The organism is Micromonospora sp. NPDC057141 (assembly GCF_042670805.1).
Lineage (GTDB): Bacteria > Actinomycetota > Actinomycetes > Mycobacteriales > Micromonosporaceae > Micromonospora.
Genome location: NZ_JBHUVA010000007.1, coordinates 71,209 through 92,087 on the forward strand (window position 1 = coordinate 71,209; position 20,879 = coordinate 92,087).

The 20,879-nt window shown below is 75.0% G+C and carries 15 protein-coding genes and 2 riboswitches; of the genes, 10 read left to right on the forward strand and 5 right to left on the reverse strand.

Translation table 11 applies throughout. The features are described from left to right. Nucleotides 1-118 precede the first annotated feature (118 nt). Nucleotides 119-250: riboswitch (SAM riboswitch) on the forward strand. Between the two features lie 12 nt (nt 251-262). From thrC to paaN, 3 genes are all read left to right on the forward strand, one after another. Next, the gene (gene thrC / locus ACFT41_RS07280) at nt 263-1,549 is read left to right on the forward strand and encodes a threonine synthase (RefSeq protein ID WP_377582126.1); all 1,287 of its coding nucleotides are present in this window, start codon (nt 263-265) and stop codon (nt 1,547-1,549) included. A 267-nt stretch (nt 1,550-1,816) separates the two neighbouring features. Then, entirely contained in the window at nt 1,817-2,836 is a 1,020-nt protein-coding gene (locus tag ACFT41_RS07285; protein WP_377582128.1) for a GNAT family N-acetyltransferase, read from the forward strand. Nucleotides 2,837-2,912: 76 nt separating this feature from the next. Continuing rightward, complete coding sequence (gene paaN, locus ACFT41_RS07290) at nt 2,913-4,586, forward strand: phenylacetic acid degradation protein PaaN (RefSeq protein WP_377582130.1); 1,674 nt, start codon at nt 2,913-2,915, stop codon at nt 4,584-4,586. 109 nt (nt 4,587-4,695) lie between these two features. Here paaN and ACFT41_RS07295 read toward each other — a convergent pair whose 3' ends face one another. Next, complete coding sequence (locus ACFT41_RS07295) at nt 4,696-5,199, reverse strand: GNAT family N-acetyltransferase (RefSeq protein WP_377582322.1); 504 nt, start codon at nt 5,197-5,199, stop codon at nt 4,696-4,698. 368 nt (nt 5,200-5,567) lie between these two features. Here ACFT41_RS07295 and ACFT41_RS07300 point away from each other — a divergent pair, with 368 nt between their 5' ends. The 3 genes from ACFT41_RS07300 (at nt 5,568) to groL (ending at nt 9,042) form a co-directional block, all read left to right on the forward strand. Beyond that, nucleotides 5,568-5,771, forward strand: a complete 204-nt coding sequence (locus tag ACFT41_RS07300; RefSeq protein WP_007073263.1) for a cold-shock protein — start codon at nt 5,568-5,570, stop codon at nt 5,769-5,771. Nucleotides 5,772-6,073: 302 nt separating this feature from the next. Beyond that, complete coding sequence (locus ACFT41_RS07305; protein ID WP_377582132.1) at nt 6,074-7,102, forward strand: hypothetical protein; 1,029 nt, start codon at nt 6,074-6,076, stop codon at nt 7,100-7,102. A gap of 317 nt (nt 7,103-7,419) precedes the next feature. Next, the gene (gene groL, locus ACFT41_RS07310) at nt 7,420-9,042 is read left to right on the forward strand and encodes a chaperonin GroEL (RefSeq protein WP_377582135.1); all 1,623 of its coding nucleotides are present in this window, start codon (nt 7,420-7,422) and stop codon (nt 9,040-9,042) included. 108 nt (nt 9,043-9,150) lie between these two features. On the opposite strand, the gene ACFT41_RS07315 is transcribed toward groL, so the two are convergent. Continuing rightward, entirely contained in the window at nt 9,151-9,396 is a 246-nt protein-coding gene (locus ACFT41_RS07315) for a hypothetical protein (RefSeq protein ID WP_377582138.1), read from the reverse strand. Between the two features lie 185 nt (nt 9,397-9,581). Next, nucleotides 9,582-12,131, reverse strand: a complete 2,550-nt coding sequence (locus tag ACFT41_RS07320) for a S8 family serine peptidase (RefSeq protein WP_377582141.1) — start codon at nt 12,129-12,131, stop codon at nt 9,582-9,584. 159 nt (nt 12,132-12,290) lie between these two features. Here ACFT41_RS07320 and ACFT41_RS07325 point away from each other — a divergent pair, with 159 nt between their 5' ends. Both ACFT41_RS07325 and ACFT41_RS07330 read left to right on the forward strand, forming a co-directional pair. Continuing rightward, nucleotides 12,291-14,123 (forward strand): glycerol-3-phosphate dehydrogenase/oxidase, encoded by a 1,833-nt coding sequence (locus tag ACFT41_RS07325; RefSeq protein WP_377582144.1) that lies wholly within the window; start codon nt 12,291-12,293, stop codon nt 14,121-14,123. An 85-nt stretch (nt 14,124-14,208) separates the two neighbouring features. Beyond that, nucleotides 14,209-14,745, forward strand: a complete 537-nt coding sequence (locus ACFT41_RS07330) for a hypothetical protein (protein WP_377582146.1) — start codon at nt 14,209-14,211, stop codon at nt 14,743-14,745. Nucleotides 14,746-14,799: 54 nt separating this feature from the next. Here the strand turns inward: ACFT41_RS07330 and ACFT41_RS07335 are convergent, their stop codons facing one another. After that, nucleotides 14,800-16,194, reverse strand: coding sequence for an FAD-binding oxidoreductase (locus ACFT41_RS07335; protein ID WP_377582149.1), 1,395 nt, complete (start codon nt 16,192-16,194; stop codon nt 14,800-14,802). A 332-nt stretch (nt 16,195-16,526) separates the two neighbouring features. Between ACFT41_RS07335 and ACFT41_RS07340 the strand changes: the two genes are divergently transcribed. Beyond that, a complete protein-coding gene (locus ACFT41_RS07340) occupies nt 16,527-17,786 on the forward strand; it encodes an aromatic acid exporter family protein (protein ID WP_377582152.1) in 1,260 nt (419 codons plus the stop codon). Nucleotides 17,787-17,838: 52 nt separating this feature from the next. On the opposite strand, the gene ACFT41_RS07345 is transcribed toward ACFT41_RS07340, so the two are convergent. Beyond that, nucleotides 17,839-19,137 carry an aminotransferase class V-fold PLP-dependent enzyme gene (locus tag ACFT41_RS07345; RefSeq protein ID WP_377582154.1) on the reverse strand — a complete coding sequence of 433 codons (1,299 nt, stop codon included), beginning with the start codon at nt 19,135-19,137 and terminating at the stop codon, nt 17,839-17,841. A gap of 46 nt (nt 19,138-19,183) precedes the next feature. Next, a riboswitch (SAM riboswitch) is annotated at nt 19,184-19,302 on the reverse strand. A 24-nt stretch (nt 19,303-19,326) separates the two neighbouring features. Between ACFT41_RS07345 and ACFT41_RS07350 the strand changes: the two genes are divergently transcribed. After that, on the forward strand, nt 19,327-20,832 hold the full coding sequence (locus ACFT41_RS07350; RefSeq protein WP_377582157.1) for a PrsW family intramembrane metalloprotease: 1,506 nt from the start codon (nt 19,327-19,329) through the stop codon (nt 20,830-20,832). The last annotated feature ends 47 nt before the right edge of the window (nt 20,833-20,879 follow it).

Genomic DNA, 20,879 nt, shown 5'->3' on the forward strand with positions numbered 1-20,879 from the left:
CGGAGGTGGTGCGGAAAGCGACGGTGTGACCAAGTCGGCACCCGCGATCCGGCCCATACGCTGGGAACCGAGGGCGGCTGCCGCCGCGCTTCGCCGTAGACTCGGGGCACAACTGAATACCTCATCCAGAGGGGCAGAGGGATACGGCCCGACGAAGCCCCGGCAACCACCCGTGCGTTCGATGGCGAACGGCGCGGACAGGTGCCAATTCCGTCCCCGCCGCAGGGTGCGATGCGGGGAAAGATGAGAGGACCTCCTCGACATGACGTCGACCCTCGCCGCGCCCGGCATCGACACCACCGCCAGCCCCGCCCGCGCCCTGGTCTGCCGCGCGTGTTCCGCGCGCTACCCGCTCGCCGCGCAGCACGCCTGCTACGAGTGTTTCGGCCCGCTCGAAGTCGACTACGACACGGCGGCCCTGGCCCGGGTCACCCGGGAGCAGATCGAGGCCGGCCCGCAGAACCTCTGGCGGTATGCCGCCCTCCTGCCCGCCGGCCAGGACCCGGCCACCCGGGTGACCGTGGATCCGGGGCTGACCCCGCTGGTCGCCGCCGGCAACCTCGCCGCCGAGCTGGGCATCACGGCCCCGCTCTGGGTCAAGGACGACAGCGCCAACCCCACCCACTCGTTCAAGGACCGGGTGGTCTCGGTGGCGCTCACCGCCGCCCGGGCGCTCGGCTTCACCCGGTTCGCCTGCGCGTCGACCGGCAACCTGGCCAACTCGGTCGCCGCCCACGCGGCCCGGGCCGGGGTCCCGTCGATCGTGTTCATCCCCAGCGACCTGGAGCCGGGCAAGGTGGTCACCACCGCCGTCTACGGCGGGGAGCTGGTCGCCATCGACGGCTCGTACGACGACGTGAACCGGCTCTGCGGCGAGCTGGTGGAGACCGACGAGTTCGAGGACACCGCCTTCGTCAACGTCAACGTCCGGCCCTACTACGCGGAAGGCTCCAAGACCCTCGGGTACGAGGTGGCCGAGCAGCTCGGCTGGCGGATCCCGGCCCAGGTGGTCATCCCGATGGCGAGCGGCGAGCTGCTCACCAAGATCGACAAGGCGTTCAGCGAACTGGTCGAGATCGGCCTCGTCGACGCCCCGGCCGGCGGCTGGAAGGTGTTCGGCGCGCAGTCGGCCGGCTGCAACCCGATCGCGGCGGCCCTGCACGCCGACACCGACACCATCACCCCGGTCAAACCGACCGGCATCGCCAAGTCGCTGAACATCGGCGACCCCGCCGCCGGCCTCTACGCCCTGGAGGCCGTGCGGCGCACCGGCGGGTGGATGGAGTACGTCGACGACGACGAGATCCGCGCCGGCATCCGGCTGCTGGCCCGGACCACCGGAGTCTTCGCCGAAACCGCCGGCGGGGTGACCGTGGCGGTGCTGCGTAAGCTGGTCGAGTCCGGCCGGCTCGACCCGACGGCGGAGACCGTCGTGTTCAACACCGGCGAAGGGCTCAAGACCATCGACGCCGTCGCCGCCGAGGTCGGCCCGACCCACCGGATCAAGCCGTCGCTGCGCGCCGCCCGCGACGCCGGCCTCCTCGGCTGATCCTGATCCCCGCCCCGAGGGCGAGCGCGCCGATCCGTCGGGTAACCGACGTTTTGCCCTCCGTACGCGAAAACCCGCCGCCGGGGACTTGACGGCAGGAACCGGGCGGCGCAAGATGCTCCGTGCGGGAGGGCGTTTCGCCGAAGACTTTACGTTCTTGCGACCCAACGCCGGAGGCGTTGTGCGATCGTCCCTCCCGACCAACGTCCGATCGGGCCAGCGGGAAATTCGCTGGCCCGATCGTCCTTTTCCGGCCACCCTCGGCCCATGGGCATCACGATCACGCCGATCGACCCGGCGGACCAGTGCGCGGTCGACGCGGCGTACGAGGTCAGGGCGGCGGCCGACCAGGCGGACGTCCCCGACTTCCCGCCGCTGTGCCGGCGGCGCTTCGAGGCGGCGATCCGGCACCCGATGCCGGGCAACGTGCCGGTCTGGGCGCTCGCCCGCCTCGACGGCACGCCGGCCGGCGTGCTCGCCCTCGACCTGCCGCAGCTCGACAACACCGAGAACGCCAGCGGCGACCTGTTCACGCACCCGACGCACCGGCGGCGCGGGGTCGGCCGGGCGCTGCACGCGCACGGCCGGGAGCTGCTGCGCGAGCGGGGCCGCAAGCGGGTGGTCGGGATGGCGGTCTCCGCGCTGCCCGGGGGGCCGGCGCGCGACGGGTCCGGCGGGGCGTTCGCCGCCGCGACGGGGGCGCGACCGGTGCTCGCCGAGGTCCGCCGCCGGCTCGACCCCACCCGGCTCGACCCGGCCGCGCTCGCCGACACGCTCGCCGACGCCCGGTCCCGCGCCGCCGGCTACGGCACGGTCCGCTGGCGGGGGGCGGCCCCCGAGGAGTACGTCGCCGACGTCGCCCACCTCGACGGCCGGCTGATGACCGACGCCCCGCTGGGCGAGCTGGAGTGGGAGCCGGAGCGGGTCGACGTCGAGCGGGTCCGGGGCGTCGAACGGGCGCTCGACGCCCGGGGCCGCCGCCGCTACCACCACGGGGCGGTGCACGTCGCGTCCGGCCGGCTGGTCGCCTGGACGACGCTCGACGTCGGCCCCAGCGCGCCGTGGCACGCGTTCCAGCAGATCACCATCGTCGACCCGGTGCACCGGGGCCACCGGCTCGGGCTGCTCGTGAAGGCCGCGAACCTGCGGTACGCGCTCGACCACGAGCCGGGGCTGCGCGCGGTGGACACCTTCAACGCGGAGGCCAACGCCCACATGATCGCCATCAACGAGGCGCTCGGCTTCCGCCCGGTCGACGCCTGGACCGACTGGCAGCTCACCCTCTGACCGCAGCCGGGCCGGCCCTCCCGGCGGCGTCCGCCGACCCTACTGCCCGTCCGCCGGCTGCGGCATGATGGCGGGCATGACGGAGACCCCGCATCCCGAGTACGACAAGCACGCCGACACCCTGCACCGGGCGCTGACCGCGATCACGGAGCGTGGGTACTGGTCCGCCTATCCCGAGTCACCCAGCCCCCGGGTGTACGGCGAGACCGCCGCCGCCGACGGCAAGGCCGCCTTCGAGGCGTACCTGAACGGCGATTTTCCGCTCGACCAGCCTGGCGCCGGCGACCGCGTCGCCACGGAGGCGAGTCCGTTCGGGCTGGAGCTGAACGTCCGCTATCCGCACCCGGGCGCCGACGAGCTGGTGGCCGCCGCCTCCGCCGCCCTGCCCGGCTGGCGCGACGCCGGCCCGCAGGCCCGCGCGGGCGTCTGCCTGGAGATCCTCGACCGGCTGCACAGGCACGTCTTCGAGCTGGCCAACGCGGTGCAGTTCACCAGCGGCCAGGCGTTCGTGATGGCCTTCCAGGCCGGCGGCGCGCACGCGCTGGACCGGGCCCTGGAAGCGGTCGCCTACGCGTACGCGGAGATGACCCGGCACCCGGGGACGGCCGGCTGGGAGAAGGCCGCCGGCAAGGGCGACCCGCTGCGGATGACCAAGACGTTCCACGTGGTGCCGCGCGGGGTGGCCCTCGTCGTGGGCTGCAACACCTTCCCGACCTGGAACTCGTACCCGGGGCTGTTCGCCTCGCTGGTCACCGGCAACCCGGTGCTCGTCAAGCCGCACCCCCGCGCGGTGCTGCCGCTCGCGATCACCGTGAAGTACGCCCGCGAGGTGCTCGCCGAGGCCGGCTTCGACCCGAACCTGGTGCTGCTCGCCCCCGAGGCCCCCGGCGAGAAGCTGGCCTCGACCCTGGCCCTGCACCCGGCCGTGAAGATCGTCGACTTCACCGGCTCCACCGAGTACGGCGACTGGCTGGAGGCCAACGCCCGGCAGGCGACGGTCTACACGGAGAAGGCCGGCCTGAACGCGGTGGTGATCGACTCCACCGACGACTTCGCCGGGATGTGCCGCAACCTCGGCTTCACGCTGACCCTCTACAGCGGCCAGATGTGCACCACCTCGCAGAACATCCTCATCCCGGCCGGCGGCATCGACACCGACCAGGGGCACAAGAGCTTCGACGAGGTGGCCGCCGGGATCGCCGCCACCGTCGGCAAGCTCACCGCCGACCCGGCCCGGGGCGTCGAGCTGACCGGCGCGATCGTCAACGACGGGGTGCTGGAGCGCCTCGACGAGGCCACCAAGGTCGGCGCGGCGGTGCTGGAGTCGCGTACCGTCGAGCACCCGGCCTTCCCCGGCGCGGTGGTGCGGACGCCGACCATCGTGCGGCTGGCCGCCGACGACACCGCGACGTACGGCCGGGAGTGGTTCGGGCCGATCTCGTTCGTGATCGCCACCGACTCCACCGCGCACAGCCTGGAGATCCTGCGCGCCACGGTGGGGGAGTCCGGCGCGCTGACCGCCGCCGTCTACTCGACCGACGCGGCGGTGCTGGACGCGGCCGAGGCGGCGGCGATCGACGTCGGGGTGCACCTGTCGTGCAACCTGACCGGCGGCGTCTTCGTGAACCAGTCGGCGGCGTTCTCCGACTTCCACGGCAGCGGCGCCAACCCGGCGGCGAACGCGGCGCTGACCGACGGCGCGTACGTGGCGAACCGGTTCCGCATCGTCCAGAGCCGCCGCCCCGCCTGAGGTGCAGGGAGGGGCCCCTTGTTAACGCGTTCTGTCTAGAGGGGGCCCCTTCTCACGCCCCGGCCCGGGGTGGCGCGGCGGCGCGCGGGCACCCCGTTTCCGGTCGGCGTCACGCCGGTCGGCGCATCTGTAGCTCGCGCAGGGCGGGGATCCTCGGGTGCGGGACCCGCCCGCCCGTATCGACGAAGCCCAGCCTCCGGTACGCCCGGTAGGCGCGGTCGTTGCCGACGACCACCTCCAGCATCAGCTCCGGACGACCGCACTCCCGGGACCACCCGGCGACTCCCTCGACCAGCTCGGCGAGCAGCCCGCTGCCGCGCCGGGCCGGCGTGACGTAGACGGCGTAGACGATGGTGAGGCCGGGCTCGTCCGGGGAGACCGTCCCACCGGCGTGCCCCACGAACCGTCCGGCGGGGCCACCCGGCCGGTCCGCACCGGGGTCGGCGACGAACTGGGCGGTGTGCCGGCCGCTGGCGACCGACGCGACGCGGGCCGCGTACTCGGCGTGCGGACGGGCGGCGGCCTCCGCCAGGGTCTCCAGGAAGGCCAGCGGCGCGTCGGCGAGCATCTCCAGCCGCAGCGCGCGCATCCGCGCCGCGTCCGGCGGCGCCATCCGGCGTACGTGGGCCACCGGGTGTGCGTGGGCCACCGGGCGTACGTCGGCCACCGGGCGTACGTCGGTCGCCCGTGCGGCGGGGTCGGCCGCCCCCGTCGGGGCGCTGCCCGGACCGGTCGGCGGGCGGGAACCTGCTGTCATCCCGCATACCTACCGCAGTGATGGACGCCTATGTAGCACCGGGTCGAGGTCGGTCCGTTATGGTCACATTTGTGGTCGTGCGCCATCGTCACTCCTCGTGTAGCGTGCGATTTCGGTCACTGTTTTCGCGGTCGTCGTCGACCGGCGAAACCGGTGTTCCCGGGGCCGCCGGTTCCGCCGGCGCACCCGCTCGTGGAAGGCCGCGCGACGTTAGGAAGTGCACCGTGGCACAGGGCACCGTGAAGTGGTTCAACGCCGAGAAGGGCTACGGCTTCATCGCCGTCGACGGAGGGCAGGACGTCTTCGTCCATTTCTCCGCCATCGAGATGGACGGCTACAAGGCGCTGGACGACGGGCAGCGCGTGGAGTTCGAGATCGCCCAGGGGCAGAAGGGGCCGCAGGCCGAACGCGTGCGCGTCGTCGCCTGACCGCCGGGCCGGTTGGGGCCCGCGGGCGGGCGGGCCCGAGCCGTTCCACCGGGGCGCGGGTGCCGGGTCGGCTCTCGCGCGGGGCGGCGACCGGAGAGGCCCTCGTCGGGGGGCGGCCGGCCGGGTGCGGTCGTAGCACGCTGCCCCGGGGGAGTGGCGCCGGCCTGACCAGGGAAGATCATGAGCCGTTCCGGCGTCACCGCTCAGGAGGGTTCATGTCCCAGCCGCCCCCACCCGATCGATCCCACCCGGGTCCCGAGGGTCCGGCTGCGGCCGGTCCCCCGCCGGCCCAGGATCCCGCCGTGCCTGAGCTGCGGGCCGCGCCCGAGCCGGGGGCCGCGCCCACCGGGTGGGCGTACCCGCAGCAGTCGCCCGCCGGTGGCACCTACGCCGGGCTCCCGGCCCACCCGGGCCCGCAGCCCCACCCCGGCCCGGCGCTGCCGCCGGGCTATCCGCCGGGCTACGCCGCGCCCTGGCCGCCGCCCGGCTACGACCCGGCCGATCCGCTGGTCACCCTGCCCGGTGAAGGGCTGAGCGGGTGGTTCTCCCGGTGTTCCGGCACGCTGCGCCGCAGCTGGCGGCTGCTGGTGCCGGTCCTGGCCCTCACCCATGCCCTGCCGACGCTCGTGCTGCTGCTGGTGACCGTGCCGCTGTACCCGCTGCCGCCGCTGGAACCCACCGCGCCCGGCGAGCCGCCGCCCCCGCTGCCCGACGGCTACCTCGGTGACCTCGGGGTCTTCTTCGCCACGATGATCGGCCTCGGCTGCCTGCTCGGGTTCGTCCAGGCGGTCGGCTGGGCCGCCGGCACCCGGGTGGTGGCGCGGCAGGCCGCGGGCGAGCCGACATCGGTGGGCGACGCCCTGGTGTACGGCCTGCGCCGGGCCCCGGCGCTGTGGGGCTGGACGCTGGTCTACGGCCTGCTGATGCTGATCGGCTTCGTGTTGTGCTACCTGCCCGGCCTGTACGTGATGGCCGCGCTGAGCCTGTTCGGCCCGGTGCTCCTCTTCGAGCGCGGCGCGCCGCTCGGCCGGGCCCGGCAGATGTTCCACGCCCGCCTCGGGCCCGTGCTCGGGCGGATCGCGCTGATCGGGCTCGCCGCCTCCTTCGCGTCCATGGTCGTGGCCCCGATCCAGTTCGCGGCCATCCTGTTCGCCGACCCGGCCGACGCCGCCTCGCTGGACGGGTGGAACGTCGCGTACGCCGTCGGCGCGGCCCTGGTCGCGGTCCCGGTCGCCCTGGTGTACCTGGTCGGCCTGGTCGTCACGTACGCCGAGCAGCGGGCGCACGAGGGCCCGGTTACCGCCGCCCGGCTGGCGGGTGAAATCGGCTGAACCGGTGGGCCGGGTCGCGCTGGTCAGGCGGCGTGAACCCGGCCCGTCCGCCGCATCGTGCTTGCACTCGACAGGGGAGAGTGCTAAACAAGTCATTGGCACTCGCCTTGGGTGAGTGCCAATGGTCGGGACGGTGGGGCCACGGCCGCACGGCGGAAATCCGTCGGGTGGCACATGGCCAGTCGTCGCGGGCTATCCGGCCCGGCCGAGGAGACGTCGTCGTCGCCAGGTGGCGACGTCCCAAGGTGTGTACACCAGGCGGCCCATCCGGGACACACACTCGGGTGGCCCGTGAGTGTCCAGGAGGACAACGCCGTATGGCCAAGATGATCGCGTTCGACGAAGAGGCTCGCCGCGGCCTCGAGCGGGGCATGAACCAGCTCGCCGACGCCGTGAAGGTGACCCTCGGCCCGAAGGGCCGCAACGTGGTGCTCGAGAAGAAGTGGGGTGCCCCCACCATCACCAACGATGGTGTGAGCATCGCCAAGGAGATCGAGCTCGAGGACCCGTACGAGAAGATCGGCGCCGAGCTGGTCAAGGAGGTCGCCAAGAAGACCGACGACGTTGCCGGTGACGGCACGACGACGGCGACCGTCCTGGCCCAGGCCCTGGTCCGCGAGGGCCTGCGCAACGTGGCCGCCGGCGCCAACCCGATGGCCCTGAAGCGGGGCATCGAGGCCGCCGTGGCCAGCGTCTCGGAGGAGCTGTCCAAGCTCGCCAAGGACGTCGAGACCAAGGAGCAGATCGCCTCCACCGCCTCCATCTCCGCCGGTGACAGCACCGTCGGCGAGATCATCGCCGAGGCGATGGACAAGGTCGGCAAGGAAGGCGTCATCACCGTCGAGGAGAGCAACACCTTCGGCCTGGAGCTTGAGCTCACCGAGGGCATGCGCTTCGACAAGGGCTACATCTCCGCCTACTTCATGACCGACCCGGAGCGTATGGAGGCCGTCTTCGACGACCCGTACCTCCTGATCGTCAACAGCAAGATCTCCTCGGTGAAGGACCTGCTCCCGATCCTGGAGAAGGTCATGCAGTCGGGCAAGCCGCTGCTGATCATCGCCGAGGACATCGAGGGCGAGGCCCTGGCCACCCTCGTGGTCAACAAGGTCCGCGGCACCTTCAAGTCGGTCGCCGTCAAGGCGCCGGGCTTCGGTGACCGCCGCAAGGCCATGCTGGCCGACATCGCCATCCTCACCGGTGGCCAGGTCATCAGCGAGGAGGTCGGCCTCAAGCTCGACGCCGTCGGCCTCGACATGCTGGGCCGCGCCCGCAAGGTCGTGGTGACCAAGGACGAGACCACCATCGTCGACGGTGCCGGCGACGCCGACCAGATCCAGGGCCGGGTCAACCAGATCCGGGCCGAGATCGACAAGAGCGACTCCGACTACGACCGCGAGAAGCTGCAGGAGCGCCTGGCCAAGCTGGCCGGCGGTGTTGCGGTGATCAAGGTCGGCGCGGCCACCGAGGTCGAGCTGAAGGAGCGCAAGCACCGCATCGAGGACGCCGTCCGCAACGCGAAGGCCGCCGTCGAGGAGGGCATCGTCCCGGGTGGTGGCGTCGCGCTGGTGCAGGCCGGCAAGACCGCATTCGACAAGCTGGACCTGGCCGGCGACGAGGCGACCGGCGCGCAGATCGTCAAGATCGCGCTGGACGCCCCGCTGCGGCAGATCGCCGTCAACGCCGGCCTCGAGGGTGGCGTCGTCGTCGAGCGCGTCCGCAACCTCGACCCGGGCCACGGCCTCAACGCCGCCAGCGGCGAGTACGTCGACCTGCTGGCCGCGGGCATCATCGACCCGGCCAAGGTGACCCGGTCGGCGCTGCAGAACGCCGCGTCGATCGCGGCGCTCTTCCTCACCACCGAGGCCGTCGTCGCGGACAAGCCGGAGAAGACCCCGGCCGCCCCGGCTGGCCCGGGTGGCGGGGACATGGACTTCTGAGTCCAGCCCCACCGGGCTGAACCGAGTTCAGCTCCACCGCACGCCGAAGGGGCGGGTCGCGTCAGCGGCCCGCCCCTTCCGTGTCGTACCGTCTCGGGTTGGCGGCCCTCACGTCGGCAGGGGCGGCTGGTCGCGTCGCCTCCGGGGCCGGTCGTACGGCCGGCGGATGCGGATCGGCTCGTCGACGAGGGCGACCGGCTCCTCGGCCGGGAGCGCGTCGGCCCCGGCCATCTCCGCGAGCTGCTCGGCGTCGCCGTAGTCCAGCCGGTCGAACGGCAGTTGCTCCGGGATCTCCTCGACCGGTATCCAGGTGGCGGGGCGGGGGTCGGCGGCCTGCTCGTCGTCGGTGGTCATGGTTGCCTCCTCACCTCGACGGTAGGTGGCCGTCGATGGCCGGGGCGGCCGAACGGCGCTATACGACCCCGTGCCCGTTTCACCCGCCGCCGGGGTGTGCCGCCACGCGTCGGGCGCGCCGGCGGCGGTGGTGAGAAGGGGACCCCTCTCTACCGTATGCGTTAACAAGGGGCCCCTCCTCTCACTCACAGCGCCGCGCGGACCGCGGCGTACGCGTCGACCAGGCCCGCCCCGGTGATGTTCGCGTCGCCGCCGCAGGCGTCCGCCGGAGCACGGGAGGCGTACGTGGCCCCGGCCGGGACGGCGGTGTCGCGCAGGATCCGGCGGGTGCGCTCCAGGTCACCGACCAGCGCCGGGTTCGCCGACCACATCAGCGCCACCACGCCCGCGACCTGCGGGGCCGCCATCGACGTGCCGTCGAGGGTGGCGTACCCGCCGCCGGGCATCGCGGAGAGCACTCCCACGCCCGGAGCGACCACGTCCGGCTTCGCCGCGCCGGGCACCGGCCCCCGGCTGGAGAAGTCGGCGACCTGGCGGTCCCGGTCGGTCGCCCCGACCGTGAACACGTCCGGGTACGTCGCCGGCGGGTCCTCGATCGACCGGCAGTCCGGCCCGGTGTTGCCGGCCGCCGCGACGACGAAGATGCCGGCCGCGTCCAGGGCGGCGGTCGCCGGCCGCAGCGCCGCCGGGTCGCAGCCCTCGATCGGCGGGCAGCCCCACGAGTTCGTCAGCACCTGCGGGGCCCGCTCCGGCCGCCCGTCGGTGAACGGGTCGCCGCCGGCCGGGAACGGGGCCAGCATGAACTGGAGGCAGTCGAGGTAGCGCGCCGGGCTGCCGAGGTTGCGGTCCAGGTTGACGCAGCCGACCCAGCTCGCCCCGGGGGCCACCCCGACCCCGTCCCGCCCGACGGCGCTGCCCGTCGTGTGGGTGCCGTGGCCGCCCTGGTCGGTGGGCGTCCGGGTGTCGTCCCACGGGTCGTACCAGGAGTCGTCGCCGCCCCGGAAGCCGCCGGACAGGGCCGGGTGCCGGCCGTCCACCCCGGAGTCGGAGCTGCCGACGACGACGCCGGCCCCGGTGACCCCGAGCTGCGACCAGACCCGGTCGGCGCGGAGCAGGGAGACGTTCCAGGCCGGCCCGGCGGGTGCCGCCTGATCGCCCCGGCTGGTCGGTGCCCCGGCCGGCAGCGGGCGCAGCCGCTGGCTCAGCAGCACCCGGTCCACCTCCGGGCGGCGCGACAGCCAGGCCCGCACGGCCGGCCCGCCGTCCACCTCGATCGCGTTGACCAGGTAGTACGGCGTCGGGTCGAGCCCGAGCCGGGTCAGGTCGCGGCGCAGGCCGGCCTGGGTGCGCCCGGCCGTGGCCACCAGCCGCCGGTAGACCTCCCGGGCGCGGGCGTCCCGGCCCGCCTGCCCCGCCCCGCCGGCCGGCACGCCGCCCAGGTCGGCCTGCTCGCGCAGCACCACGAGCAGCCGCTCGCCGTGCAGGCCCGGCTGGCCGGGGCCGAGGTGGACCAGCGCCGCCCCGGCGAGCAGGACCACGGCGGTCGCCGCCGCCACCGGCCGGCTCGGCGCGCGGTCGCGCGGGCGGGCCAGCAGCACGCCGTACGCGACGGCCAGGAGCGCGGCCACCGCGAGCCCGGCGGCGGCGGCGACCGCCACCCAGAACGGGACGTCCCGGGTGGTCGCCAGGAGCAGGGTGATCTCCTCCGGGTCGGCGAAGGCCAGCGGCCCGAACGCGGCGAGCCCGACCAGCCAGCGCACGGGCGCGGGGCCGGCGGGCCCGCCGGCCCGCAGCGCGGGCGCCTGGAGGGCGGCCAGCGCGAAGCCGAGCGGCGGCAGGGTCAGCAGGGCGGGCAGCTGCGCGCCGGCCTGCCCGGTGCCGGCGGCGAGCAGCAGCAGCGTCACCCCGGCCACCAGGCCGCCGACCAGCACCAGCCGCGCCGGCCGGGGCGGCGGCCCGCCCGCGAGGTGCGCCCAGAACCGGGCGTCGAGCAGCGCACCGGCGAGGCCGCCGACGGCCGCCGCAGCCGCCGCCGCGAGCACGGTCTCCAGCAGCCCGCCGAGCGCCCCGAACCACGCCCAGGGCAGCAGCGTCGCCAGCCCGGCGGCCACCGCCAGCCACGTCACGGCCGGCGGGGCCGCCGGAACGGGCCGGCGCGGGCCGGCGGGGGCGTCGGGTCCAGCCGGTCCAGCCGGCCCAGCAGGCGCGGCAGGGTCGTGCGGCCGGTCGGGGCAGGCTGTCGGCGTCGGCGTCGGCGGCCTCGTCGGCGTCGTCGGCGGCGGCGCGGGGGTGGGCGCGGGGCCCCGGGTCAGCCGGGGCGGCACCACGGCGAGCAGGGCGGCCGTCGCCGCCAGCGCGGCCAGGTACGCCTCGTGGTGCACCGGCGGCAGGGCCCGCGGCAGGGTGAGCGCGCCGAGGGCGAGCAGCCCGGCGAGCCAGGCCCGGCCGGTGGCCCGGACCGCCCCGGAGCGGGGCAGCAGGGCCAGCAGCAGCGCCGGCACCCCGGTCAGCAGCACCGTCACGGCGGCGACCACCGGCCACAGCCAGACCACCCGGTCCAGCCCGGTGGCGAGCCGGACCTGGTCGGCCAGCCAGCCGACCAGCTCGCCCGGCGCGACGACCGCGACCGTCCAGCACCCGATCAACGCCGCGGCCACCACCGGCCACGGGCCGGGGCGGTCCGGCGCGGGGGGCAACGAGTGGTGGCTCGGCTGGTGGGGCGGATCGCTCGGCATTGAAGAACGGTACGACGCCGCCCCGCCTCCCCGGGCGCGTGTCTGGGTCGACGTGAAGTGGCGTGGTGACCTGTTGCCGTTCAGCCCGGGTGCTGGGCTTCCCACCTACGGCCGGATCACCACGTGCCGCGTGGTGGCCCCGGCGGATACGGTGGACGGGTGCGTGACCCCAACGTCTCCCGAAGCGTCGCCGGCCAACTCTCCCCGGTGCGCCGCGCCGCCGACCTGCGGCGACTGCGTGCCGAACGGTTCGACGTCCTGGTGATCGGCGGCGGCGCCACCGGCACCGGTGCGGCGCTCGACGCCGCCTCCCGGGGCCTGAAGGTGGCCCTGGTGGAGGCCCGCGACTACGCCGCCGGCACCTCCAGCCGGTCCAGCAAACTGATCCACGGCGGCCTGCGCTACCTGGAGCAGTTGGAGTTCCACCTGGTCCACGAGGCGCTCACCGAGCGGGGTCTGCTCGCCACCCGGCTCGCCCCGCACCTGGTCCGGCCGGTGCCGATCCTGGTGCCGCTGCCCGCCGGCAAGGGCGTGCGCGACCTGCCCGGCCGCACCTTCCGCCGCTCCTACTACGGCCTCGGCGTGGCCGCGTACGACGCGTTCGCCGGGCTGTTCGGGGGCGGGCGGGGGATGCCGCTGCACCGGCACCTCACCCGGGAGGGCGCGCGGCGGGTCTTCCCGAGCCTGCGCGCCGACGGCCTCGCCGGGGCGATCCGCTACTACGACGGGCAGGTCGACGACGCCCGGCTGGTGGTCACCCTGGCCCGCACCGCGGCCAGCCTGGGGGCGACCGTGGTCAGCAGCGCCCGCGCGGTCGGCCTCGTCCGGCAGGCGCGCGAGGTGACCGGGGTCCGGGTCCGGGACCTGGAGGCCCCGCCGGGCTCACCGGACGCCGAGTTCGACGTGCACGCCCGCACGGTCATCGCCGCCACCGGCGTGTGGACCGACGACATGTCGCGGATGCTCGACGACGTCGGGCTGCGCCGCGGGGTCCGGGTCCGGGCGTCGAAGGGGGTGCACCTGGTGGTGCCCCGCTCGGCGATCACCGGCGAGGCGGGGCTGATCCTGCGTACCGCCACCAGCGTGCTGTTCGTCATTCCCTGGGGCGGGCACTGGATCATCGGCACGACCGACACCGACTGGCGGCTCGACCGGTCCCACCCGGCCGCGTCCGCCCGCGACATCGCCTACCTGCTGGAGCAGGTCAACACGGTGCTGGACCGGCCGCTGACCACCGCCGACATCGAGGGCGTCTACGCCGGCCTGCGGCCGCTGCTGGCCGGCGAGGCGGACTCCACCTCCAAGCTGTCCCGCGAGCACGCGGTGGTCGAGCCCATGCTCGGGCTGCTGCTGGTCGCCGGGGGCAAGTACACGACGTACCGGGTGATGGCCTCCGACGTGGTGGACCGCGCGGCCCGCCGGCTCGGCGGGGTCCGCCCGTCCCGCACGGCCGACCTGCCGTTGCTCGGCGCCGACGGATACGCCGCGATGTGGCGGGACCGGGCCGACCTGGCCCGCCGGCACGGGGTGCCGGTCGGGGTGGTCGAGCACCTGCTGGAGCGGTACGGCACCCTCACCCTCGACCTGTTGGCGCTGGTCGACGCGGATCCGCTGCTCGCCTCCCCGCTGGCCGGCGCGCCGGAATACCTGGCGGCCGAGGTGACGTACGCGGCCCGCGCCGAGGGGGCGCTGCACCTGGAGGACGTGCTGACCCGGCGTACCCGGATCTCCTTCGAGACCACCCACCGCGGCCTGGAATCGGCCGGGCACACCGCCGAGCTGATGGGTTCGGTCCTGGGCTGGGACGCGGCGACCCGGGAGCGTGAGGTCGCGCACTACCGGGCCCGGGTGGAGGCGGAGCGGGAGTCCCAGCTGATGCCGGACGACGCGACGGCGGACGCGGCCCGGCTCGGCGCGCCGGACGTGCGCGGCTTCGCGGCGGACCGGGGCGCCGACGGCGATCCCGTCGAACTTCCGTCGTCCCCCCGGTAGCCGAACCCTTACCGGAAGGCGGTCCACCCCTGTCCGGCCGCTCGGCCGGTACCCGGCGGCAGCATGATCGGGTACGTTCCGGCGCGTGATCCGCCCTTTCCGCGCGCGTTCGATCATCCCGTTGGCGGCCGGCGCACTGCTCGTCGTGGCGCTCGCCGCCTGTTCGGCGGTCGGGCCGGTCCGGCGGGCCGGCACGGCGACCGCCCCACCGCCCGACGGGTCGCCGGTGTCCCCGCCCGGCGGCGCGGCGGCCAGCGGGCCGGCGCGGGTGAACCTGTGGCAGAAGCACGGCCAGGACGGCGCGGTGCGGGTCCTGTCCGTGTCGCCCGACGGGCGGTGGGACTGCACCAACTGCGCCGGCGACGACGTCAGGTCGACCGGGCAGCTCGACGCGGAGCAGACGCAGCGGCTGCGCGGGCTGCTCACCGACGAACGGCTCGCCGCCGAGACCGACACGGCCCGGGGCTACCGGGTCAGCTGCATCGACGCCTTGGCGTCCGTCCTGGTGACGTCGTTCGGCCAGATCACGATCGAGGACTGCCCGGGAGAAAAGCGCCCACCCCTGGGGTACGAGATCCTGCTGCTGCTCACCCAGGCCACCCCGGCGGAGGCCACCGCCTGACGGTCTGTTCGATCGGGCCCGGCTGTTCGATTCCCGACCGGCGGCCGGCGTCAGTCAGAGCACCTTGCCGGGGTTGAACAGCCCCGCCGGGTCGAGCGCAGCCCTGATCGCCTGGTGCACCCGCACTCCGACCGGCCCGATCTCCCGGGCCAGCCAGTCCCGTTTGAGCAGCCCCACCCCGTGCTCGCCGGTGCAGGTGCCGCCCAGCGCCAGACCAAGCCGCATGATCTCGTCGAACGCCCGCCGGCCCCGCTCCACGCTCGCCGGGTCGGCGCGGTCGACCACGATGTTCGGGTGCAGGTTGCCGTCGCCCGCGTGCCCCACCACCCCGATCGGCACGGCGCACTCCTCGGCGATGCGGGCCACCCCGTCCAGCAGCTCGGCGAGCGCTCCGCGCGGCACCGCCACGTCGTCGATGACCAGCCCGCCGTTGCCACCCGGGTACGCGTCGGCGGCGAACTTCTCCATCGCCGGGTGGGCCAGCCGGCGGGCCTGCAACAGCGCCGCCGCCTCCACGGCGTCGGTGGCCGCGTACACCTCGTCGGCACCGGCGCTCTCGCACACCTCGGCGATCCGGGCCAGGTCGTCGGCGGCCCGCGAACCCGTGTCGACGGCGGCGAGCAGCAGCGCCTGCGCGTCGGTGCGCAGCCCCATCGGCTGGTACGCCTCGATCGCCCGCAGGTGGGTGCGGTCGAGCAGCTCCAGCAGGCTCGGGGTGAGCCCCTTCGCGGCGATCTGGGCCACCGCCGTGCCGGCGTCCGCGGTGGAGTCGAAGACGGCGACCAGGGTCAGCGACTCCTCCGGGGCGGGCCGCAGCGCGACGGTCACCTCGGTGATCACGCCGAGGGTGCCCTCCGAGCCGACGAAGAGCCGGGTCAGGTCGTATCCGGCGACGCCCTTGGCGGTGCGCCGGCCGGTGCGCAGCACCTCGCCGGAGGCGAGCACCACCTCCAGGCCGAGCACGTACTCGGTGGTCACCCCGTACTTGACGCAGCACATGCCGCCCGCGTTGGTGGCGACGTTGCCGCCGATGGTGGACGACTCCCAGGAGCCCGGGTCCGGCGGGTAGTAGAGCCCCTCCCGGCGGACCGCCCCGGCCAGCGTCGCGTTCACCACGCCGGGCTGGACCACGGCGATCCGGCCCACCGGGTCGATCTCCAGGATCCGGTCCATCGCCACGGTGCTCAGCACCACCGCGCCGTCCACCGCGTTCGCCGCGCCGGCCAGCCCCGTCCGCGCCCCCTGCGGCACCACGGGTACGCCGTGCCGGGCCGCCGCCCGCACCACGCCGGCCACCTCCCCGGTGTCGCGCGGGCGGACCACCACCAGCGGCGTGCCGGAGGCGCACAGGTCGGCCTCGTCCCGCTCGTGCATCCGCAGCAGGTCCGGGTCGGTCAGGACGGCGGCGTCGCCGAGGACGGCGCGCAGCTCAGCGAGGAGGGGTGACATGCAGCAGAGGCTAACCGCCGCCCAGGTCGGCGGCCACGCAAGGAAGGGCCCTGTTGTACAGGGGGCCCTTCCTTGCGTGGCGAGGGGAAGAGGCTGGGCAGGGACAGGAGGGACTCCAGGATGCTTGCGCGGCCCTGCCGGAAGTCCCGCTCCGGCACGTGTGCGTACTCCTGGCGGATGGCGGATGGCGGCGGAGCGGTCGTACTCCTCGGGCGGGCCAGCGCGGGGCCGTCGAGTGCGCCGCCGCCCCGGTCGTCGCCCAGTTCTGTCACCCGGCCGACTCTGCCGCAGCGGGCGAGGATTCACCGTCCCCGCTGCGGGTAGTCCCCGCCATGGCCGTGGCCCGGGACCGCCGACCCTCGTTGCTGCGGCATGCCGGGAAGCGCGACGGCGACGTCGACGCGCCACGGATCGCGGCGGCCATGGAGCAGTTGCGCCACCGGGGCCGGGCCACGCTGCACGACCGGCTGCACCGGGTCCGGATGGCGCTCGGGCTGGCCGTCCAGGCCGGGCTGGCCGCCGCGCTGGCCTGGATCGTCTCCTATGAGCTGCTGCACAACCCGCAGCCGGTCTTCGCGCCGATCTCGGCGGTCGGCACGCTGGCCGCGTCGCTCGGCCAGCGACTGCGGCGGACCGTCGAGCTGATCATCGGGGTGGCGGTCGGGGTGTTCCTCGGCGATGTGCTGATCTATTTTCTGGGCACCGGCGGCTGGCAGCTCGGGATCGTGGTGACGGCGGCGATCCTGCTGACCATCTTCTTCGGCGCGAGCGTGGCGATCGTCATCCAGGCCGCCGCCACGGCCGTGCTGATCGTCACGCTCAGCCCGTCCACCCAGAACCTGGAGATACCGCGCTTCGTGGACGCGTTCGTCGGCGGCGGGATCGCGCTGGCGGTGACGGCGATCCTGCTGCCGCTGAACCCGCTGCGGGTGATCAACCGGGCCGCCCGGCCGGCGCTCGACCTGCTCGCCGACCAGCTCGACGTGGCCGCCGGAGCGCTGCGCGACCGCGACCGGGACCGCGCCCAGGGCGCCCTGGAGCGGCTCCGGGAGAACAAGGCGGAGCTGGCCACCTTCACGGAGGCGATCGAGGGCGCGAAGGAGACCAGCACCCTCTCCCCGGCCCGCTGGCACCGGCGCAGCGAGCTGACCCACTACGCCGACGCTGCCGAGCCCATCGACCGGGCGATGCGCAACAGCGGCACCCTGATCCGGCGCTCGGTCACCATGATCGAGGACGGGGAGCCGGTGCCCGACCCCATGCCCGACGCGGTGGCCCACCTCGCCGAGGCGGTCCGCCTGCTCTGCCACGAGTTCGCCGTCGGGGCGGACCCGGAGAAGGCCCGGGAGCGGTCCCTGCGGGCCGTGAGCGAGGCCGGCCGGGCGTACGAGCGGGGGGTCGGCTTCTCCGGCAGCGTGGTGGTCGCGCAGGTACGGACCACCGCCAGCGACCTGCTGGTGGCCTCCGGCATCGATCAGCAGGAGGCGAACCGGCTGGTCCGGGAGTCCTTCGGCGAGCAGGAGAAGCCGACCCCGGGCACGGGCGGGTCCGAGGGCTCCCCGAAGCCGCCCGTCGCCCCGCCCGTCGGCTGAAGGACGGGACGGGCGGATCCGCGATCAGCCCAGCCCAGCCCAGTGAGGCTGCTCAGCCCAGCTCGGCGAGGGCGACCAGCAGGCGGTCGACGTCCCGCGCCGTGCTGCCCAGGCCCAGACTCGCCCGCAGGGCGGTCGGCGGCAGGTCCGCCCGGCCGCTGCGGGTCGCCGCCTCGGCGAGCAGCCGCCGGGCCAGCGGGTGGGCGCAGAACAGCCCGTCGCGCACCCCGACGTCGTGCCGGGCGGCCAGCTCGGTCGCCACCTCGGCGGAGTCCCGGCCGGCGACGACGAACGAGACGATGCCGACCCGGGGCGCGTCCGGACCGAAGGTGCGCAGCTCGACCACGTGCGGCAGGGCGGCCAGGCCCTGCCGGAGCCGGGCCAGCAGGGCCTGCTCCCGGGCGTGCAGCGCGTCCCGGTCGGCGGCGGCGAGGGCCGCGCAGACCGCCGCGAGGGCGACCGCGCCGAGCAGGTTGGGGGTGCCCGCCTCGTGCCGTGCCGGGCCGGCGGCCCAGCGCACCTCGTGCGTGGCGTCCCCGACGTGGCTGGTCGCGCCCCCACCGGCCAGGTACGGCGGGGCGGCATCGAGCCAGTCGCCCCGCCCGAGCAGGACCCCCGCGCCGAACGGCGCGTACAACTTGTGCCCGGAGACCGCCAGGTAGTCCACGCCGAGCGCGGCCACGTCGACCGGGGCGTGCGGGGCGAGCTGGGCGGCGTCCACGACGATCCGGGCGGCGTGCCGGCGGGCGACGGCGGCCAGCTCGGCCACCGGCCAGCGCTCCCCGGTCACGTTGCTCGCCCCGGTGACCGCCACCAGGACCGGCGGGCCGGCGGTGCCCGCTGCGCCGGCGGTCGCGGCTGTCGCGTCCCGGCGCAGCTCGGTCAGCGCCGCGTCCAGCGCCCGGACCGCCTCGCCGGGGCTGGCCGGCACGGGCAGCCGCACCGAGCCACGCGGCCAGGGCAGCAGGTTGGCGTGGTGCTCCCCGGCGAACGTCACCACCGTCGTCCCGGCGGGCAGGGCGCGGGCCAGCAGGTTCAGCGCGTCCGTCGTGTTGCGGGTGAAGATCACGTGGTCGCCGGCCCGGGCGCCGAAGAAGTCGCCGACGGTCTGCCGGGCCCGCTCGTAGGCGAGGGTGCAGCGCCGCGACAGCGCCCCGGCGCCGCGATGCACGCTGGCGTACCAGGGAAGCAGCTCGGCCACGGCGTCGGCCGCCGCCCGCGCGCACGGCGCGCTGGCCGCGTGGTCCAGGTTGGTCTGGCCCGGCACGCCGAGCACGTCGAGCGGCCGCGACGACGCCGGCGCGGTCCGCGCGGGCAGCGGGGCGAGCGGGGGTACGAGGGTGACGGTCATGGCCGACCTCCGGGTCCGGGGACCCCGGGTGACGTCACCGGGACGGGGTCCGCGCTTGCCCAGCGCCGGACGGGCTGGGCCCGGTCATCACCCGGGGCACCCCACCGCGAACTCGACGAGGGTTGCCGGCCAGCAAGCCGGGGCTTGACGCTGGCGCTCGTGACCTGACGACAGGATAACGGTCGCCGGATGCGCCCGGAACGGCCGGCGGGGGGTGACTACGCTGACAGAATGGCCGACACCCCGCCCGGCGGCGCCCCTGTGCCGCCGTGGACCGCGCCCGACGTCCCCCCGCCGCCCGGCGGGGCCGCCCCCCGGATGCCGCTGCGCCGGCTGGGCTGGCGGCGGTTCCTGGTGCTGGCCCTGGTGGTGCTGCTGATCGCGGCCTGCGCGGTCTACATGCTGTTCGTGCTCGGCTCCAACCTCGGGCCTCAGGCGCTGCTGATCGGCGTGGTCGCCGCGATCCTGCCGGTGCCGGTGCTCGTCTCCTGCTTCCTGTGGCTCGACCGGTACGAGCCGGAGCCGCTGAAGTACCTGATCTTCTGCTTCGCGTGGGGGGCGTTCGTCTCCACGGCCGCCTCGCTGACCGTGAACGAGTTCTTCGCCGCCCGGTTCGCGGACTGGGGGCTGCCGAACGCCCTCACCGGGGTGCTGGTCGCCCCGTTCATCGAGGAGCTGACCAAGGCGCTCGGGCCCATCCTGCTGCTGATCTTCCGCCGCCGCGAGTGGTCCGGGATCACCGACGGCCTGGTCTACTGCGGGTTGTCGGCGGTCGGCTTCGCCATGGTGGAGAACATCCTCTACCTGGGCGGCTACGGCTACGCCTCCGGCGTCGACGAGTACGGCCCCGCCACCGGCGCGCGGCAGGTCATCGCGATCTTCATCGTCCGGATCCTGCTGTTCGGGTTCGCGCACCCGCTGTTCACCTCGATGACGGGGGTGGGGCTCGGCATCGCCGCCCGGACGGCCGACCGGCGGGTGCGGTTCCTCGCCCCGCTCGCCGGCCTGCTGCTGGCGATGATGCTGCACGGCACCTGGAACCTGCTGCCGTCGCTGGCCCAGGCCACCGGAGAGGCCATGATCGCCCTGTACGGCTACCTCGGCGTGATGGTGCCGATCTTCTTCGCCATGGTCGGGCTGGCCGTCTGGCTGCGCGGCTGGGAGGGGCGGCTGACCGAACGCACCCTGCCCGACTACGTGCGGGCCGGCTGGCTCACCCCGCCCGAGGTGGCGTCGCTGGGCAGCCTCGGCCGGCGGCACGCCGCCCGCACGTGGGCCCGCCGGGTGGCCGGCGACGCGGGCCTCAAGGCGATGCGGGGATACCAGTTCTCGGCCACCCGGCTGGCGCTGCTGCGCGACGGGACGCGCCGGGGGCTGGACCGCCGGCCGGTCGACCGGGAACGGACCGTGCGGGAGGAACGGGAGCTGCTGGACGCGCTCACCGCGTACCGGTCGTTCTTCGTCGGCCGGGACCCGCAGACCCCGGTCGGCAGCTGGGACGGCCACCGCTACCACCTGCGGTTCCCCGACGGCTCGCACCGGCCGGTCGACGCGCCGGACGAACCGGTGGTGCCGATCCCGGTGGTGCTCGTTCCGCCGCCCCCGCCTCCGGCCCCGGCCCATCCGGCAGGCTACACCCCGCCCGGCTGGCACGGCCCGCACCAGCCCGCACCCTGGCCACCGCGCCTGGGGTGACAGCCCGGCAGCCCTCCGGGCCGGGCCGAGTCGGGTCAGGCCGGGCC